Source organism: Undibacterium hunanense, from assembly GCF_014284335.1.
Taxonomy (GTDB): Bacteria; Pseudomonadota; Gammaproteobacteria; order Burkholderiales; family Burkholderiaceae_D; genus Undibacterium; species Undibacterium hunanense.
The window spans coordinates 65,623-84,196 of sequence record NZ_JACOGF010000001.1; the positions used below are offsets into that span (position 1 = coordinate 65,623).

16 protein-coding genes are annotated in these 18,574 nt (G+C 51.3%); 10 read left to right on the plus strand and 6 right to left on the minus strand.

What is annotated here, in order from left to right; all coding sequences use genetic code 11:
- Positions 1-51: 51 nt before the first annotated feature.
- On the minus strand, positions 52-1,281 hold the full coding sequence (locus tag H8L32_RS00265; protein WP_186945172.1) for a pyridoxal phosphate-dependent aminotransferase: 1,230 nt from the start codon (positions 1,279-1,281) through the stop codon (positions 52-54).
- 437 nt (positions 1,282-1,718) lie between these two features.
- On the opposite strand from H8L32_RS00265, the gene bla reads away from it, so the two are divergent.
- The 10 genes from bla to H8L32_RS00315 all read left to right on the plus strand — a co-directional run bounded on the left by bla (position 1,719) and on the right by H8L32_RS00315 (position 12,359).
- Positions 1,719-2,606 carry a class A beta-lactamase gene (bla, locus tag H8L32_RS00270; RefSeq protein ID WP_222619114.1) on the plus strand — a complete coding sequence of 296 codons (888 nt, stop codon included), beginning with the start codon at positions 1,719-1,721 and terminating at the stop codon, positions 2,604-2,606.
- Between the two features lie 162 nt (positions 2,607-2,768).
- Positions 2,769-3,146, plus strand: a complete 378-nt coding sequence (locus tag H8L32_RS00275; protein ID WP_186945173.1) for an Mth938-like domain-containing protein — start codon at positions 2,769-2,771, stop codon at positions 3,144-3,146.
- Complete coding sequence (locus H8L32_RS00280; RefSeq protein ID WP_186945174.1) at positions 3,143-4,831, plus strand: glycosyltransferase family 39 protein; 1,689 nt, start codon at positions 3,143-3,145, stop codon at positions 4,829-4,831. Before H8L32_RS00275 ends, H8L32_RS00280 begins: the two co-directional genes overlap by 4 nt.
- Positions 4,832-4,912: 81 nt before the next feature.
- Positions 4,913-6,040, plus strand: a complete 1,128-nt coding sequence (locus tag H8L32_RS00285) for a DegT/DnrJ/EryC1/StrS family aminotransferase (protein WP_186945175.1) — start codon at positions 4,913-4,915, stop codon at positions 6,038-6,040.
- A gap of 20 nt (positions 6,041-6,060) precedes the next feature.
- Positions 6,061-7,026, plus strand: coding sequence for a glycosyltransferase (locus tag H8L32_RS00290; RefSeq protein WP_186945176.1), 966 nt, complete (start codon positions 6,061-6,063; stop codon positions 7,024-7,026).
- 10 nt (positions 7,027-7,036) lie between these two features.
- Positions 7,037-7,963: a formyltransferase gene (locus tag H8L32_RS00295; protein ID WP_186945177.1), complete on the plus strand. Its 927-nt coding sequence runs from the start codon at positions 7,037-7,039 to the stop codon at positions 7,961-7,963.
- Between the two features lie 57 nt (positions 7,964-8,020).
- Positions 8,021-9,061 (plus strand): bifunctional UDP-4-keto-pentose/UDP-xylose synthase, encoded by a 1,041-nt coding sequence (locus H8L32_RS00300; RefSeq protein WP_186945178.1) that lies wholly within the window; start codon positions 8,021-8,023, stop codon positions 9,059-9,061.
- 11 nt (positions 9,062-9,072) lie between these two features.
- Positions 9,073-10,008, plus strand: a complete 936-nt coding sequence (locus tag H8L32_RS00305) for a polysaccharide deacetylase family protein (protein ID WP_186945179.1) — start codon at positions 9,073-9,075, stop codon at positions 10,006-10,008.
- Between the two features lie 42 nt (positions 10,009-10,050).
- Positions 10,051-10,527: a peroxiredoxin gene (locus H8L32_RS00310; protein ID WP_408058778.1), complete on the plus strand. Its 477-nt coding sequence runs from the start codon at positions 10,051-10,053 to the stop codon at positions 10,525-10,527.
- Positions 10,528-10,643: 116 nt separating this feature from the next.
- Positions 10,644-12,359 (plus strand): PhoH family protein, encoded by a 1,716-nt coding sequence (locus tag H8L32_RS00315; RefSeq protein WP_186945181.1) that lies wholly within the window; start codon positions 10,644-10,646, stop codon positions 12,357-12,359.
- 126 nt (positions 12,360-12,485) lie between these two features.
- Here the strand turns inward: H8L32_RS00315 and H8L32_RS00320 are convergent, their stop codons facing one another.
- The 5 genes from H8L32_RS00320 to H8L32_RS00340 form a co-directional block, all read right to left on the minus strand.
- Positions 12,486-14,372, minus strand: a complete 1,887-nt coding sequence (locus H8L32_RS00320) for an MFS transporter (protein ID WP_186945182.1) — start codon at positions 14,370-14,372, stop codon at positions 12,486-12,488.
- 99 nt (positions 14,373-14,471) lie between these two features.
- Positions 14,472-15,203 carry a polysaccharide deacetylase family protein gene (locus H8L32_RS00325; protein WP_186945183.1) on the minus strand — a complete coding sequence of 244 codons (732 nt, stop codon included), beginning with the start codon at positions 15,201-15,203 and terminating at the stop codon, positions 14,472-14,474.
- A 3-nt stretch (positions 15,204-15,206) separates the two neighbouring features.
- On the minus strand, positions 15,207-16,571 hold the full coding sequence (locus H8L32_RS00330) for a hypothetical protein (RefSeq protein WP_186945184.1): 1,365 nt from the start codon (positions 16,569-16,571) through the stop codon (positions 15,207-15,209).
- Between the two features lie 13 nt (positions 16,572-16,584).
- Positions 16,585-17,286, minus strand: coding sequence for a lipoprotein-releasing ABC transporter ATP-binding protein LolD (gene lolD / locus H8L32_RS00335; RefSeq protein ID WP_186945185.1), 702 nt, complete (start codon positions 17,284-17,286; stop codon positions 16,585-16,587).
- Positions 17,279-18,535 (minus strand): lipoprotein-releasing ABC transporter permease subunit, encoded by a 1,257-nt coding sequence (locus H8L32_RS00340; protein ID WP_186945186.1) that lies wholly within the window; start codon positions 18,533-18,535, stop codon positions 17,279-17,281. Before H8L32_RS00340 ends, lolD begins: the two co-directional genes overlap by 8 nt.
- Between the last annotated feature and the right edge of the window lie 39 nt (positions 18,536-18,574).

Here is an 18,574-nt window from a genome sequence, read left to right on the forward strand (position 1 = left end):
TGTTAATCAGGACTTGGGCAAAACCTTGACCACTGTTTTGCGCCTATCCCATTAATTGGTGCCGTGACGTCGTCGATATCCCTCAAGGAAATGCGCAATACGTCCGAAGGCTTCAGTCAGATCATCCGTGTTGGGTAAGAACACGACACGGAAATGGTCGGGATTGATCCAGTTGAATCCCGTTCCCTGTACCAGTAACACGCGCTGCTCGGTCAGCAGTTCATGGATAAATTCCTGGTCATCCTTGATCGGGTACATCAAGGGATCCAGTTTTGGAAACATATATAGTGCAGCCTTGGGTTTGACACAGCTTACACCAGGAATACTTGTTAACAGCTTGTGCGCCAGGTCACGCTGTTTCAACAGCCGTCCGCCAGGACCTACCAGGTCATTGATACTCTGGTAGCCGCCAAGGGCGGTCTGAATGGCAAACTGACCAGGAGCATTGGCACACAAACGCATCGACGCCAGCATATTCAGGCCTTCGATATAATCTTTAGCGTGGCGTTTTTCGCCGGACACCACCATCCAGCCAGCGCGGTAACCGCAAGAACGGTAATTTTTCGACAAACCGTTCAGGGTCAGAAACAGCACATCATCCGCCAGCGAAGCGATCGAGGTATGTTCTTCGCCGTCATACAGGGTCTTGTCGTAAATTTCATCGGCAAAGACGATCAGTTGATGCTGGCGTGCCACTTCCACTATCTGCTGCAAAATCTCTACCGGGTACAGTGCACCGGTAGGATTGTTCGGGTTGATGACCACGATAGCGCGGGTGTTTGGCGTAATCTTGCTTTTGATGTCATCAATGTCGGGCATCCAGTCTGCCGATTCATCGCAGACATAATGCACGGGCTTGCCGCCAGACAGGCTGACTGCCGCCGTCCACAAAGGATAATCCGGTGCAGGCACCAACACCTCATCGCCGCTGTTGAGCAAGGCATTCATGCCCATGACGATGAGTTCAGAAGCACCATTGCCGATGTAAATATCTTCGATGGTCACACCACGGATATGTTTTTCCTGGGTGTAATGCATGATGGCTTTACGCGGAGCAAACATGCCTTTGGAATCAGTATACCCGGCGGCATTTTGCATATTGCGTATCATATCCTGCACGATTTCGTCAGGCGGATCAAAGTTGAAAACGGCCAGATTGCCGATGTTCAGCTTGATGATCTTGTGTCCCTCGTCCTCCATCTGTTTGGCTTTTTCCATGACGGGGCCACGGATGTCATAACAAACGTCTGCTAATTTTTGTGATTTTTGTATGGGTCGCACCGCTGCAATCCTTGATAATATTCACAGGACATCCAGCAAGTTGCTCTGGCGTCACGCTCAAATCGCGTTTTTGGCCGGAAACCACTTGCATTGTCCTGATTAAGACGCAATACAGAAAATGCTGCACTGCCGAACGTTCCATTCTGCACAAAGCGCCGGTTTTTATCAATGATAACTTCATCATCGTTATGAAATTAATATTGCATTAATACAGAATCTGTTACGTTGTTACGTTACTACAGCACAGTGTCTTTAATAGGACTTACGCAAAATTGTCCCAGCAAGGCGCTGCGACGAAGACAGTACTTTAGTACGACTAGGAGCTGCAACGCAGCTGGGGCAGTTTTGCGTAAGTCCTATTTAAAATAAAATCAGAGACAAAAGTGTAACGTGCTCGCCTGCCTTTACCGTATTGCTTGAATAAAAAGATCATACCCATGAAAAAAATACTTGCTTCCCTGATGATATCAGTCAACCTGTTACTGACGTGCCCTGGCATGGCGACGGCACAAAATGTGCTCGAGGCCATCGCGGTGGACAGTGGCGGCAAGCTGTGCGCCAGCCTGCTGGTGCTGGAAACCGGGCAAAGCCTGTGGCTCTTCCCGGATGCACCGGCGCCCATGCAAAGTGTGTATAAATTTCCCATCGTTATGGCCACACTGGCAGCGGTTGATCAGCACAAGCTCAAACTTGACCAGAAAGTGACCATCACGCCAGAAGATCTGGTTGGCGAACGCCAGCACAGCCCCATTCGTGACGAACATCCTCAGGGAAACATCGACATGCACCTGAGAAAACTCCTGCGCCACGCCATTGTTGACAGCGATGGCACCGCCAGCGATGTCTTGCTGCGCGTCTTGGGCGGGCCGGCGATAGTCATGCAATATCTGGAGCAACTGGGCATACAGGACATCAAGGTAGTCGATACAGAAAAAGAAATGGGCAAGAACTGGACTATGCAGTACCGCAATTCAGCCACACCCAAGGCCATGATCAAACTCTTGCAAGTTTTCCAGCAAGGCAAGGGCCTGAGCCCCAAAAGCCGCGATTTACTGATGAAATGGATGCAGGAAACTGATAACGGCCCGGCCCGCATCAAGGGTTTATTGCCAGCAGAAACCATCGTTGCCCACAAGACCGGCACATCCGGCACCCGGAATGGATTTACTGCAGCCCACAACGATGTAGGCATCGTTACCTTGCCCAATGGCAATCATATGGCAGTGGCAGTTTTTTTAACAGACAGTACGGCCCCCCATACATCCAGAGATTTGACCATAGCCAAAATCACCCGTGTTGGCTGGGACGCATGGAGTGGCAAGTGAGTCTGCCAGGTAAGCATGAAAAGCAAGTATAGAAAGCAAGTATAGAAAGTAAGTGCAGAAAGTAAGTGCAGAACCATAGCCAACACAGCCCATCACATGAAGCCGCGTAAAAAACGTTACAATGCGCCACTTATTCCAGCCCTAAACTATAGAGCCATATAGATGAAGTTGCATTCCACCGCCACTCAGCAATACCAGACCATCACTGCTTATGACAAACACAGTGTGGAAATCAATGCGATCAGCTACAACTACAGCCTGATTGTGCTGCCCGAAAGCAAGCCGCAGGCATGGTCAGCGCAGAGCTTTGACCAGCTCAATGCAGCCGATTTCGCCCAAATCGAAGCGACCGAACCAGATGTAGTCATACTCGGCACCGGCAACCGCCAGCGCTTTATTCACCCTAAACTGACAGCTGCACTGGCCGCCAGACGCATAGGCGTGGAATGCATGGACAATCAGGCTGCCTGCCGGACCTACAACATCCTCATGGCCGAAGGCCGTAAAGTCGCCCTGGCCCTGATTATGGAACCCGCATGAAACGATCCCCTTATGATTCACCGCGCACCCTGTGGGCCGTTGCCCTGGCCTTTCTGGCTATCTGGCTGTATATGCTGGGATCACGCACCCTTGTACCGACAGATGAAGGCCGTTATGCCGAAATGGCACGTGAAATGCTGGCCACGGGTGACTGGATTACCCTGCGTCTGAATGGCATCAAGTATTTTGAAAAGCCGCCGCTGCAAAACTGGATGAATGCCCTCACCTTCGCCCTGTTTGGCCTGGGTGACTGGCAGGCGCGCCTGTGGACGGGTGCATGCGGCCTGCTGGGTGTGGCCGCAGTGGCCTATACCGGCAGCAAGGTTTTCAGCCGTCGCATAGGCATTAGCGCCGCGCTGGTACTGGGTTCCAGTTTTTACTGGGCAGGCATGGGTCATGTCAATTCCCTTGACATGGGCCTGTCCGGCATGATGACCTTAAGCCTGTGCGGTTTATTGGTCGCGCAGCATGCCAGCAAAGGCAGCACGACGGAAAGAAATGCCATGCTGGTATGCTGGCTGGGCATGGCGCTGGCCACCATGTCCAAAGGTCTGATCGGTTTTGTCTTGCCTGGTGCCGTACTGGTTCTGTACACGATATGGACACGCGATCTGGGCTTATGGACGCGTCTGCATATGGGCAAGGGCCTGATTCTGTTCTTTGCTGTCACGGCACCGTGGTTTATCTTGATTGCCATAAGAAATCCGGAGCATCCGCATTTCTTTTTCATTCACGAACATTTTGACCGTTTTACCAGCAATGTCCACAAGCGTGGCGGGGCATGGCATTACTTTATCCCCTTACTGATTCTGGGCATCATTCCCTGGATAGGCATGCTGCTACAAGGTTTGAAAACTGGCCTGGGTGAAGCTGCCGGGCAATTCCAGCCACGCAAGATGCTGTTGATCTGGTCCGCATTCCTGTTTTTCTTTTTCAGCATATCCGGCTCCAAATTGCCTGGTTACATATTGCCTATTTTCCCTGCACTGGCACTGTTGATCGCGGTTCATATCGAGGCTGCAGGCAATAAATCGGTGAAAATCAGCGCCGCGCTTTTGATACTCATCGGCATCGCAGGCCTGGGCGCTCTTGCTTACTTCCTGGGTAATCTCGATCCTGTGAAGCAAGCCTATGACATCCCGCTGTATCACGCTTTCGCACCATGGCTGGTAGCAACTTGCCTGATCGCCATTGCTGGTGGCATAGGGGCTTGGTTCCTGTTACGCAGGGGTGAGACAGGAAAAGACTGGGCCATCATCACCATTGCAAGCGCGGGTTACCTGCTTGGTCAGGTCGCCTTCCAGGGGCATGACCCATGGGGCAAATACATTGCCGGCACGGCGCATTTGTCAGCCATGCGTGCAGAACTGAAAGATCCTGCCACTCCCTTGTATGCAGTGGGTCGCTATGAACAGGCCTTGCCGTTTTATCTGGAACGCACCACGATACTGGTTGAATTTCCGGATGAAATGCAATTTGGACTGGAACATGAGCCACAGCTATGGATACCCAAGCGTGAGGATTTCATCAAGAAATGGCAATCGCATCAGGATAAAGGCCAGCCGGCAGTAGCCATATTGCGCACCGACATTTATGAAGACTTGAAGAACACCGGTTTCCCCATGCGGGTGATAGGCCAGGACCCAAGGCGCGTTATCGTCGCCAACCTGGTCACACCCAAATAGATACTATGCCAATATACACAGCATAGACGCACAACATTCCAAAAGAATAATATATTTACGCATAGTATAGAAAGGATCACCATGAGTGACACGCCCACATTTCTGCCTTTTACCAAACCCAGCATTGATGAAGAAACCATCGCTGCGGTCGCAGAGGTATTGCGTTCTGGCTGGCTGACCAGCGGCCCCAAGGTCAAGGCACTGGAAGAGCAGTTGTCTGAGTATTTTGGTGGCCGTCCTGTGCGTACCTTTAATTCTGGCACCTGTACCATGGAAATCGCCCTGCGTATCGCTGGCATAGGCGCTGGTGATGAAGTCATCACCACCCCCAATTCCTGGGTGGCGACTGCCAATGTCATCATAGAAACCGGGGCCACTCCTGTGTTTGCCGATATTGATGCGAAAACGCATAATATCGATCTGGACAAACTTGAAGCGGCCATTACACCACGCACCAGGGCCATCATCCCGGTTCACATGTGCGGCCTGCCCTGCGACATGGACAAGCTGTATGCCATTGCCGACAAATACAAATTGCGTGTAATCGAAGATGCCGCACAAGCCATAGGTTCAAGCTGGAAAGGCAAGCGCATCGGCTCATTTGGTGACTTTGCCTCGTTCAGTTTCCAGGTCAACAAAAACATCATGACTGGCGAAGGTGGTTGCCTGGTACTGAATAATGCGGAAGAAGCGCGCCAGGCTGAAAAATATCGCCTGCAAGGTGTGACGCGCAGTGGTCTGGACGGTATCGATGTGGACGTGCTGGGTGGTAAATACAATATGACCGATATCGCCGCCGCCATAGGCCTGGGGCAAATGAAGCATCTGGCAGAATTCAATGCCAGGCGTGCAGCGCTGGCAAAACATTACTTCACCAGCTTTGGTAACGACTTCGAGCAAGCCACAGGCGCGGAACTGCCCATTGCCGATTTTGAAAACAGCAACTGGCATATGTTCCACGTAGTCTTGCCGGAAAGCGTGAATCGCGCTCATTTCATGCAGCAAATGCTGGACAAGCAAATCGGCCTGGGTTATCACTATCGTGCCATCCACCTGTTCAGCATGTACCGTCAGCGCGGCTTTACCGATGGCATGTTCCCGATTGCTGAACGTGTAGGAAAACAGATTGTTACTTTGCCATTATTCCCGGCAATGAATACGGAAGATGTCGAAAGGGTCGTGTCTGCGGTAAAATCCTGCCTTCTTTGAAATCGGTCAAAACAATACCAATGAAACCCGAACTCTCTGTTGTCATTCCCGTCTACAACGAAGAAGCTGGCCTGGCCAAGCTGTTTGCCAGGTTGTATCCAGCGCTGGACAATCTTGCCGCACGCGGCATCACCTATGAGGTGGTATTCATCAATGATGGCAGCCGTGATAACACGCCTGCCCTGCTGGCAGACCAGTATCGCCTGCGCCCGGATGTGACGCGCGTGGTGCTGTTCAACGGCAATTATGGCCAGCACATGGCGATTTTGGCCGGCTTTGAAGCAACCCGTGGCGAGATCGTAGTGACGCTGGATGCCGATCTGCAAAACCCACCGGAAGAAATTGGCGCACTGGTCGATAAAATGCGCGAAGGCTATGACTATGTCGGCTCCATACGGCGCAAGCGCCAGGATTCTGCCTGGCGCACCTATGCGTCGAAAGCCATGAACCGCTTCCGCGAAAAGATCACCCGCATCAAAATTACCGATCAGGGCAATATGCTGCGCGCCTATGGCCGTAATGTCATCAACCTGATCAACCAGTGCAGCGAAGTGAATACCTTCGTGCCTGCGCTGGCCTACACCTTCGCCCGCAAGCCTACCGAAATCACGGTCGAGCATGAAGAGCGTTCTGCCGGCGAATCAAAGTATTCGATTTACAGTCTTATACGTCTGAACTTTGATCTGATGACCGGTTTTTCCATCATGCCGCTGCAATGGTTTTCCATGCTGGGCATGGTCTTGTCTGTCCTGTCGGGCGGCCTGGTGTTGCTCTTGCTGATACGCCGCTTTGTACTTGGTGCAGAAGCGGAAGGTTTGTTCACACTGTTTGCGATCGCCTTTTTCATGATGGGTGTGATTTTGTTTGGCATAGGCTTGCTGGGTGAATACGTCGGTCGCATCTATCAGCAGGTGCGTGGCCGTCCGCGCTATGTGGTGCAGACCATACTGGAACAATCCAGTGCCGATTTGCCTGACGCGAACTGAGGCAGATAGCATGAATGCATCCCATTCCCCTGCCAGCGCAGTGGTGTTCGCCTATCACAGTGTTGGCGTGCGCTGCATCAAGACCTTGCTGGCACGCGGCATACAGATCAAACTGGTGGTCAGCCACCAGGACAACCCGGCAGAGACCATCTGGTTTGAGTCGGTCGCTGATTTATGTCGCGAGCAAGGCATACCCTGCATTACCCCGGATGATCCCAAAGCACCTGAATTGAAGGCGCAAGTGGCTGAAATAGCCCCGGATTTCATCTTCAGCTTTTATTACCGCCACATGCTGCCGCTGGATGTATTGGCGCTGGCCAAGCGTGGCGCCTACAATCTGCATGGCTCCCTGCTACCCAAATACCGTGGCCGTGTGCCAGTCAACTGGGCAGTATTGCACGGCGAAACCGAAACCGGTGCCACACTGCATGAAATGGCGCTGAAACCGGATGCGGGTGCCATTATTGCCCAGACTGCTGTCCCGATTTTGCCTGACGACACGGCGTATGAAGTATTTGGCAAGCTGACTGTGGCTGCTGAGCAATGTTTGTGGAGTGCCTTGCCCAGTCTGGTAGCGGGCGATTTCAAGACCTTGCCGAATGATTTGTCGGCAGGTAGCTATTTTGGTGGCCGCAAGCCAGAAGATGGCCGCATCAACTGGCAGCAAACCGCCCAGCAAGTCTACAATCTGCATCGTGCAGTGGCACCGCCCTACCCTGGTGCATTTACCGAACAGGCAGGCCAGCGGTTTGTGATAGGAAAGGCACGATTATTCCATGGCGATGCGGCAAATTTGCCGACAGGCTTACATGTGGTGGATAATGTCGTCCTTGGCGTGTGCGGCGATGGTCGTGCATTGCACATTATTGAATTGTTAATGAATGACAAAGTCATTGCCGCACAAGAACTGGCAGCCCATTTGTCATCGGCTGCATAAGTGCAGTAATTGCCAATTCTGAACTGACAAGCAACATTTACTTAAGAAGAACTCACTATGAAAAAAGTCCTGATACTCGGCGTGAACGGTTTTATCGGTCACCATCTGTCCAAGCGCATCCTGGAAACCACAGATTGGGAAGTGTATGGCATGGACATGCAAACCGAGCGTTTGGGCGACATGATCAATCATCCACGCATGCATTTCTTTGAAGGTGACATCACCATCAATAAAGAATGGGTGGAATACCATGTCAAGAAATGTGACGTCATCCTGCCACTGGTAGCGATCGCCACGCCATCCACTTATGTAAAACAGCCGCTGCGCGTGTTTGAGCTCGACTTTGAAGCCAACCTGCCCATCGTGCGTTCCGCTGCCAAGTATGGCAAGCATCTGGTGTTCCCATCCACGTCTGAAGTCTATGGCATGTGCCATGACGAAGAATTTGATCCGGAAGAATCCGAACTGATCTGCGGCCCTATCAACAAACCACGCTGGATTTATTCCTGCGCCAAACAGTTGATGGACCGCGTGATCTGGGGTTATGGCATGGAAGGCCTGAACTTCACTCTGTTCCGCCCTTTTAACTGGATCGGTGCCGGTCTTGACAATATCCATACACCAAAAGAAGGCAGCTCACGCGTAGTGACGCAATTCTTTGGTCATATCGTCCGTGGTGAAAACATTTCCCTGGTAGATGGCGGCGCGCAAAAACGTGCTTTCACTTATATCGACGACGGCATCGATGCACTGATGCGTATCATCGACAATAAAGATGGCGTAGCCACCGGCAAGATCTACAACATCGGCAACCCGACCAATAATTTCTCGATCCGTGAACTGGCGCACATGATGCTGGATCTGGCGGCTGAATATCCTGAATACGCAGAAACGGCGAAAAAAGTCTCCCTGACTGAAACCACTTCGGCTGCCTACTATGGCAAAGGTTATCAGGACGTACAAAACCGTGTACCTAAAATCACCAATACCTGCGAAGAACTGGGCTGGAAACCAGTGACGACCATGCCAGACACCATGCGCAATATTTTCGATGCCTATCGCAGCCAGGTAGCCGAAGCACGCGCCCTGATGGACTAAGCCGGTACTACATGCCTACCATAGTTCTCAAGATCGACGTCGATACCTTTCGCGGCACCCGGGAAGGCGTACCCAATCTGGTACGCCTGCTGAAAAAACACCAGGCTGGTGCGACTTTCCTGTTTTCTCTCGGAAAGGATCATACCGGCTGGGCCTTGCGCCGTGCTTTTCGCCCCGGTTTTTTTCAAAAGGTCTCCCGCACATCGGTACTTGAGCACTATGGCCTGAAAACCCTGATGTACGGCGTGTTACTGCCCGCACCAGATATAGGTAGTTGCACGAAAGAGATGCAGGCCGTACGCGATGCTGGCTTCGAGTGTGGCATACACACCTGGGATCACGTGGTCTGGCAAGACAATGTCCGCCAGCGCGGGCTGGAATGGACGCGCGACCATATGCAGCAGGCACATCAGCGCTTCCAGCAGATTTTTGGCGATACGCCCAAAACCCATGGTGCCGCCGGCTGGCAAATGAATCCGCACGCCTTTGCCCAGCTCGACCAGTTTGGCATGCGGTATGCATCTGACGGACGCGCCATGCTGAAAGAGGATGGCAGTCTGCAAGACCCGGCTGCCGGCCCGTATCGCTTGCAGACCGAAGGCACTGTCCGGTCCTGCATACAGATGCCGACCACCCTGCCTACTCTTGATGAGTTGCTGGGACGCGACATTAACGGACTTGTCATTTCCGAGTCAAATATCGCTGCTAACATACTTGAATTGACGGCAATTCCAAAAGATCATGTATTTACTCTACATGCAGAGCTTGAAGGACAGAAACTTGCCCCCATATTCGAGGAATTGCTGACAGGCTGGCACAAGCAGGGATATCGATGCATCTCCATGGCGGACTATTACCAGTCCATCAAGGATAGTGAATTACCAGTACGCCCATTGTCATGGGCAAGCTTGCCAGGTCGTTCCGGAGAATTGGTCGCCCTGATCTAGTCTGTCAGCAACATTTCTCCACCCCTAACCAAGGAGATGACAGTGGCTGACACCCCCTCTGCACTAAATTGCCAGGTACCAGAATTTTCCGCTGCCATGACAGGCGGCAAAACGTTTCAATTAACTGACTATCTGGGTAAAAAGATCGTCATTTATTTTTACCCAAAAGACAACACTCCTGGCTGCACAACGGAAAGCATTGCTTTTCGTGATCTGCATGCGCAATTACAACAGGCTAATACCGAAGTGGTTGGTATCAGCCGTGACAGTCTGCGCTCGCACGAGGGTTTCAAGAGCAAGCTGGCTCTGCCCTTTGACTTGATTTCCGATCCGGATGAGACTTTATGTGCCCTGTTCAACGTCATGAAAATGAAAAACATGTACGGCAAGCAGGTACGTGGCATAGAACGCAGCACATTTGTGATTGACGGCAACGGTAAATTAGTGAAAGAATGGCGTGGAGTCAAAGTAGCAGGACACGTTGATGAAGTACTCGAATTTGTGAGCGCCCAAACTTAATTGAACTCTCCAGAATTACTCTTGATAAAAGCCGCGAAAGACAGTGCCAGCAGCAATGCTGGTATGTCCTTAGCGGCTTTTAACTTTTCAGCTCTCACTTTTTGATTGAGGTTTTCATGCCATTGCCAAAAATGCCGACCAAACCAGCAGCACTGCTTTCGCCTAAAGATTATCCCAAAGCAGAAAAAGGCAAACCAGCCAAAACAATAAAATCCGCCGCGCCAGAGAAAATCAAAGCGGTAGAAGCTGTTCAGGCTCCTCAAAGAAAGAAAACCACAGTTACGCCCATCGCAGCTGTCAGACCTGTCGTTGCCGAAAGACCGGCGCCAGTTGTCAGTGCAAAAGCTGCCCCAGCAGCCGCTGCCAAGAGCAAGTTGCCGGACAACCGCGTTAAATCCGGCACCAGCCGTGCTGCGGACAAATCCGGTGTCAAAAAATTGTTTGTGCTGGATACCAATGTACTGATGCATGACCCTTCATCACTGTTCCGTTTTGAAGAACATGATATCTACCTGCCCATGATCACGCTCGAAGAGCTGGATGATCATAAAAAAGGTATGTCGGAAGTGGCGCGTAATGCACGCCAGGTATCCCGTTCGCTGGATGCACTGGTGGGTGATATCGACCATCACGACATCGAAAAAGGTATCTTGCTGTCCAAACTGGGCAACAAGGACGCCAAAGGGCATCTGTACTTTCAGACCAAGTTGCAATCCGGTGAATTGCCGGTAGGCCTGCCCAAAGGCAAGGCAGACAATCAGATCCTGGGCGTCGTCACTGCACTTGAAAAGGAAATGCCAGGTCGCCCTGTCGTATTGGTATCAAAAGATATCAATATGCGCATCAAGGCGCGTGCCATGGGCTTGCCGGCAGAAGACTACTTCAATGATCATGTGCTGGAAGATTCCGACCTGCTGTATTCAGGTATCGTGCAATTGCCCGATGATTTCTGGAACAAGCATGGCAAGGGTATAGAAACCTGGCAGGAAAACCGCAACGGACTCAGCACGACTTTTTACCGCATCACCGGACCCGTCATCCCTTCCCTGCTAGTAAATCAGTTTGTCTACCTCGAACCCAAGAATGGTGAAGCGTCTTTCTATGGCCAGGTCAGGCAGATCAATGGCAAGACTGCCGTACTGCAAACCTTGCGTGATTACGGCCATATCAAGCACAGCGTCTGGGGTATTACCTCACGCAATCGCGAGCAGAATTTTGCACTGAATCTGTTGATGGATCCAGAATGCGATTTCGTCACGCTGCTGGGTCAGGCCGGTACCGGCAAGACCTTGCTGGCACTGGCAGCAGGCCTGGCACAGGTGCTGGAAACCAAAACCTACAATGAAATCATCGTCACTCGTGTCACCGTGCCGGTAGGTGAAGACATCGGTTTCCTGCCAGGTACTGAAGAAGAAAAAATGTCGCCGTGGATGGGCGCCTTTGATGACAACCTCGAAGTGCTCAACAAGTCCGACAATGATGCTGGTGACTGGGGCCGTGCCGCAACACAGGACCTGATACGTTCGAAGATCAAGATCAAGTCCCTGAACTTCATGCGGGGTCGTACCTTCGTCAACAAGTTCCTGATCATCGACGAAGCGCAGAATCTGACGCCGAAACAGGTCAAGACGTTGGTGACACGTGCCGGCCCTGGCACCAAGATCATCTGCCTGGGTAATATCGCGCAGATCGATACACCATATCTGACCGAAGGCTCCAGTGGTCTGACCTATGTGGTTGATCGTTTCAAAGGCTGGGCACATAGCGGCCACGTCACACTGGCGCGTGGTGAACGCTCCCGTCTCGCCGATCACGCGAGCGAAATCTTGTAATTCGTTCTTGCTGCAGTAATGAAAAATGGCGCATATATCATATGCGCCATTTTTTATTGAAGATTCACTTTATATAGAACTCATTTCATCAATAGGGATGAAATGAGTTCTAGTCATTGACTGTTTTTACTTCCATTCCCCGCGTAGTTGACTGACTTTTTCCTGCAATATCTGCGGTGTGATATCTGCAGGCTGCATGGCTTCCCCTACCACCAGTTCAAGCTTGGAAAATGGACCACGGCTAAAGGCGCGTTCAAACGGATTACTTTTATCGCGCGACAGGAAGCTACCCCACAAGCCGCGCAAGGCCAGCGGATAGACCGGAACCGGCGTACGTTCCAGTATCTTCATGACGCCACCCTTAAATTCATTCAACTCGCCCGTAGCCGTCAGCTTGCCTTCCGGAAAAATACAGACCAGCTCACCTTCGTGCAAAGCCTGGGCCACGTCCACATAGGCTTTTTCCATCAGCCATGGATCTTCCTTGCCGGGCGCGATAGGAATGGCCTTCGCTGTCCTGAATACCCAGGACAGGAATGGAATTTTAAAAATACGATGATCCATGACAAAGCGGACAGGACGCGGGCTGGACGCCATGATCACAATCGCATCCATGTAACTGACATGATTACAGACCAGTATGGCCGCCCCTTCATCCGGCAAGCGCTTAGTATTGACGCCTTTGACCTTGTAGATCGTGTGTATCAACAACCACGCAATGAAGCGCATCAGGAACTCTGGCACCAGGCTAAATATATACACCGCAACAATCGCATTCAAAATCGCGGTTGCCATAAAAATTTGCGGAATCGTGAAGCCTTTTTGCAGCATCACCATGGCTGCCAGCGAAGCCACCACCATGAAGATCGCATTGAGGATATTCATGCCGGCAATGGTGCGCGACAAATGTTTGGGATCGCAACGCGTCTGTATCAAGGCAAACAGCGGGACGATATACAGCCCGCCAAAAATACCTATCATCGTGATATCAAACAAAATATGCAGACTGCCCGTCTGTTGCAAAAAGGTCTGCATGGTCACTGTTGCTGTATTGGTGTACGCGATGCTGGACAAATACAGGTCAAATCCAAATACGGACAAGCCTATGGCACCAAATGGCACCAAGCCAATTTCCACCTTATGACCGGACAGTTTTTCGCATAACAGCGAACCAGCGCCAATACCGAAAGAAAATATGGTCAGCAGCAGCACAAAAACACTGTGATCACCATGCAGGTAATTTTTGGCATAAAGGGGGAATTGCGCCAGCACGATGGCACCATAAAACCAGAACCATGAATTACCAAGCAAGGATAAAAACACAGGGCGATTCTGTTTGCTGAAGCTGATATTTCTAATGGTTTCTGTTGCCGGATTCCAGTTGATTTTCAGTTCAGGTTCTGGTGCAGGTGAATCAGGAATACGCAAACTGGTCAGATAACCCATGATGGCAATGACGATTGCACCACCAGCAACCAATTCTATGCCCCATGGCTTGTGCACCACCAGCAAGGCACCCAGGATTTCGCCCAGCAAGATGCCGACGAAAGTTCCCATTTCTATCAAGCCATTCCCACCCACCAGCTCATCAGTTTTCAGATGCTGTGGCAGATAAGCATATTTGACCGGACCAAACAGGGTGGAATGGATACCCATACCAGCCACCGCCGCAATCAGCAACCACAAGTTGTGCGTCATCCAGCCAGCAGCGGCGATGAGCATGATGACAATTTCCAGCAATTTGACATTGCGCGCCATCCTGCCTTTTTCAAATTTGTCGGCCAGTTGTCCCGATGTTGCAGAAAACAGCACGAATGGCAGGATGAACAATCCGGGAATCAGGTTGTTCAGCAGGCCAATATCCATATTGGTCCACGTCAGCGCATCATAGGTCAGGATGGTGAGCAAGGCCGTTTTAAACACATTGTCATTGAATGCCCCAAGAAATTGCGTCCAGAAGAAAGGCGCAAAGCGGCGTTGTGTCAGCAGGGTGAACTGGCTATGTTGGCTCATGGATAATGTCGGTTACCGAAAAGTTAAGATTAATACCGCAAGAATGCTAAATACTCAAGCCCAGTTACCAGAAAACTGGTCCTGCTCAAGACATGTTGCTCAGGAAAGAAAATAATCAATCGCCCTGTGCACTGGCAAAAGATGGCAACCTTCCTGTGTGGCCAGGCGTAATGCAGTTTCGAGCAAAGCCGGGCTGGTTCCCCATGGACCGGGATTATCACTGACTTCATGAGAATACAGAATCAACCACCCTCCTGCACTTGCTGTATGCTGGATCAATGCATGCAGCTCATCCACATTGGTCTTGGAAGAGTAAAGTGATTGCGCCTTCAGGGCGTACAGGTCAGCACGGCCAGTCTGCGTGCCACCGCCAGTGATGCGTGCATAGGAAAAACGCCTGCCCGCAGCCAGCTTGCTTCCCAGGTCATAGGCACCAAAGGGAAATGCGAAACCCTGATTGTGTATGCCATGCTGCTTGAAAAAAGCCTGATTTTTCTCCCAGTCAAGGGCCAGGTCTGCATCGGACGCATTCGCACAATTGGTATGTGAAAACGTGTGGCAACCGACTTCATGTCCAGTTTCGATCAGGCGTTTCAGGTCGTCGACGCTGTGACAGGGTTGATTTTGCTCGACGCCATCGGTCAGGCTGCCACAGACATAAAAAGTGCCACGCGCCTGGTACAACTCCAGCAACACCGCACCGGTATGACAGGCGCTGGCTGGCACATCATCAAAGCTGAAACTGACCACACCCCGGCCTTTTTGCAAGGGCAACCAGCGGCACCCCATATGGCGCGCTGCAAAACGGCTAAGTCTTTGTCGTATTCCCATAGATCAACGCAAACTGTCAGAGGCGCTAAGAGAATGCTGATAACGTTTCAAGCCCATGCGTGAAGTGCTCCCCGGTAAATTCTCGTAAGTATATTCCAGCCCCAGCTTGATGACGGCCTGTTTCAGGTTGATGCCATCTGATTCACGCCGGACTTTTTCATAAAAGCTATCCAGCACGACACGAAAGCCACGTTCAAACTCATAGGCACCGCCAAAACCGATGCGCAGTAATTGTTCTTTGCGAGACGATCCATCACTCAGGCTGGCCAGTCGCGGTACCAGTACGTTATCGCTATTCTGCAACAAGGTAGAGAAATTCATTTGTGACTTGTCCGAGTATTTCCACTGGGCGTCAAAACGCAGGGCCTTGGTGATCACATACAGGACAGACCGGTCAACAATGGTGAAAGGCCGGTCCCAAAGTTGCAGATCCAGCCTTAACTTGGGCGAATAATGATAAGTGCCACGCCATAGTGCATTGAAGAGATTGGTGTCACGGTCGGTCAGGTTGTCATAACGACGGCGTATGATGCCCAGATGCGTGCTGGTGACCGACTTGCTGCTATAACGCCATTCAGCATCCAGAAACACTTCGGATTCTTTATAAGACTGATCCAGATCGGCAATTTCCTGAGCATTACGGTCAGGGAAATTGCTATCAGACAGCCGTGTACCTACTTCGACACTGGAGCCGGTCGGCGAATAATAACGACCGCTGAACTGCCGGCCGCGCTCATCAAAATTGTAGAGCTGATTCACCGGCAAATCATAATTCAGCCCTGATTTGTCAACTTTGACGTTCAAAGACCATTCATCCGTCAATTTCAGATTCAGATCGGCAGAAGCACGTTTTTGATGGGAGATATCTTTGTCAGTGAAAGTGCCATTGATATACTGAAAAAGCCGGTCTTCCTTACCCGCAGACACATGCCCGTTAAAAACCTGACCGGCTGCCCAATCCAGAGTGGCATCACCAGCGACGACATGGTGATCCAGTTCTTTATAGTTTTTATAGTACCGATTCCCAAGAGAACCCGTCAGTGTCAGCCGTGTGCGGTCAGATAACAAGGGAATGATGGCACCGGCACGTATATCGCTGCCTTTAACCGTATCACGCTCTGGGGTAGCAAGACCCAATGGCGTGACAGGCGTATCCGGCGTATTGGCAGGATCAGTATTGACGGGTTGCGAGTAAAAACGGAATGGGTTCGAATCACTGGTCAGTGAGGTTTCCAGTTGCAGCACCAGTTCTACCGTATCAGCGGCAGACACCGGTGGAGCAACAGCGGTCAGCAAGCCCGTGACCGTGAGCAGGCAGCCACAAGGATTAGCAGAAAAATGAAGTGCGCGAAGTGCTTTGCCTTCCATTTTTCTGTTCCTCTTATTGAAGTTGCAAACCATGCCCGGACAGGCGGAACACGCGATCACAGCGGCCTGCCAGTTCGGCATCATGCGTGACGATTACAAAAGCCGTACCCAGGGTGCGTGATAGCTCAAGCATCAATTCAAATATCTGCTGGGCCGTGCTGCCATCGAGGTTGCCCGTCGGTTCATCCGCCAGCACGCAGGCGGGCTGTGTCACCAGGGCGCGCGCCAGCGCTACACGCTGCCGTTCGCCACCGGACAATTCGCCCGGGACATGTTTGAGCCTGTGACCAAGCCCGACTTTTTCCAGTATCACTTGCGCAGCCTGCTGGGCATCGGTACGTTTCATGCGGCGTATCATGAGCGGCATGGCGACGTTATCCAGGGCCGAAAATTCAGGTAACAGATGATGAAACTGGTACACAAAGCCCAAAGCCTGGTTGCGCAAATTGCCCCTGGTTGTTTCATTCAGGCTGGCAAAATTTTGCCCCTGCAATATGACACTGCCTTGCGTAGGTGTATCCAGCCCGCCCAGCAAATGCAACAATGTCGATTTACCACAACCGGATGCACCGATGATGGCAACCCGTTCACCCCTATATATGCTCAGATTGATGTCGCTGAATACCTTGACCGAATCCGGCCCCTCGGCAAACACCTTGCTTAATTGATTGCACGACAAAATGCTGTCTGTCGGCTGACCGTTTGGATTACTCATAACGCAAAGCCTCCGCAGGTTTGGTTCTGGAAGCGCGCCAGCTAGGGTAAATCGTGGCGAGCAAAGCCAATACCAGAGAGACTGAACCGATAATCGTGACATCCAGCAATTGCACATCAGATGGCAATTTACTGATCACATACACCTCCTTGGAAAGTACCTGTATCCCCAGAATGTGCTCTATGAAGGGTACGATAACATCAATATTGAAAGACACCAGCAAACCGCCACCTACACCCAGCAAGGTACCAAACAGGCCGACGATAGCCCCCTGAATGATAAAAATTTTCATGATGGATGAAGGCGCAGCACCCAAAGTACGCATGATGGCAATATCCGCCTGCTTTTCAGTCACGGTCATGACCAGTGTCGACACCAGATTGAAAGCGGCAACCGCAATGATCAGGGTCAAGATAATGAACATCATGGTCTTTTCTGCTTTGACGGCAGCAAAATACGTCTTGTTTTGCTGTGTCCAGTCACGTATCAGCAAGTCACCAGACAGGCTGCGCGACAATTCCAGGGCAATCTGGGGCGCTTTCAGCATCTCCTGTATGCGCAAACGTAGTCCCGATGGTGCACTCAGGCGGAAAAATTTCTGCGCATCTTCAATATGCATGAACGCCATGCCGGCGTCATATTCATAGTGACCTGCTTCAAAAATACCCACCACATTGAAGGCTTTCAGGCGAGGCACCATGCCTGCCGGCGTCATCTGCCCTTCCGGTGCGGCCAGTGTGATTTTTTCACCAACCCGTACATGCAGGCTGTTTGCCAGCGCCACACCCAGCACGATATTGAATTCGCCCGGTCTTAAATCTGCCCATTTGCCATATTTGATCTTGCTGGCAACGTCGGATACCCTGGGTTCTTCTTCTGGCAAGACACCGCGCAAAATGACACCGCGCATGACATCTTCGCGAATGATCATGGCCTGGCCATCCACATACGGTGCCGTGCCTGTGACTGCCTTGTTTTTTTGCACTTCCAGTGCGGTTGATTTCCAGTCTGGCAGGGCGCCGCTGGCATCGAACACTTCTATATGCGCCAGTACTGACAGCATACGGTCACGAACTTCTTTTTGAAAACCGTTCATGACTGAAATCACGATAATCATCGCAGCCACGCCCAGACTGATGCCCAGCATGGAAATCAGCGAGATAAAAGAAATAAAACTATTCCGGCCACTACGCCGCCCTGCACGGGTATAGCGCAGGCCAACCAGCCATTCGAAAGAAAGATTTTTCACTACATGTTCACTTCATTGAGTTCATTAAGGTCATTAAGA

Coding starts and splice junctions, on each gene's coding strand:
- H8L32_RS00320 (WP_186945182.1), bottom strand. CDS start 14,372: ATGAGCCAACATAGCCAGTTCACCCTGCTGACACAACGCCGCTTTGCG.
- H8L32_RS00330 (WP_186945184.1), bottom strand. CDS start 16,571: ATGGAAGGCAAAGCACTTCGCGCACTTCATTTTTCTGCTAATCCTTGT.
- H8L32_RS00285 (WP_186945175.1), top strand. CDS start 4,913: ATGAGTGACACGCCCACATTTCTGCCTTTTACCAAACCCAGCATTGAT.
- H8L32_RS00280 (WP_186945174.1), top strand. CDS start 3,143: ATGAAACGATCCCCTTATGATTCACCGCGCACCCTGTGGGCCGTTGCC.
- H8L32_RS00305 (WP_186945179.1), top strand. CDS start 9,073: ATGCCTACCATAGTTCTCAAGATCGACGTCGATACCTTTCGCGGCACC.
- H8L32_RS00295 (WP_186945177.1), top strand. CDS start 7,037: ATGAATGCATCCCATTCCCCTGCCAGCGCAGTGGTGTTCGCCTATCAC.
- H8L32_RS00275 (WP_186945173.1), top strand. CDS start 2,769: ATGAAGTTGCATTCCACCGCCACTCAGCAATACCAGACCATCACTGCT.
- H8L32_RS00325 (WP_186945183.1), bottom strand. CDS start 15,203: ATGGGAATACGACAAAGACTTAGCCGTTTTGCAGCGCGCCATATGGGG.
- bla (WP_222619114.1), top strand. CDS start 1,719: ATGAAAAAAATACTTGCTTCCCTGATGATATCAGTCAACCTGTTACTG.
- lolD (WP_186945185.1), bottom strand. CDS start 17,286: ATGAGTAATCCAAACGGTCAGCCGACAGACAGCATTTTGTCGTGCAAT.
- H8L32_RS00315 (WP_186945181.1), top strand. CDS start 10,644: ATGCCATTGCCAAAAATGCCGACCAAACCAGCAGCACTGCTTTCGCCT.
- H8L32_RS00290 (WP_186945176.1), top strand. CDS start 6,061: ATGAAACCCGAACTCTCTGTTGTCATTCCCGTCTACAACGAAGAAGCT.
- H8L32_RS00300 (WP_186945178.1), top strand. CDS start 8,021: ATGAAAAAAGTCCTGATACTCGGCGTGAACGGTTTTATCGGTCACCAT.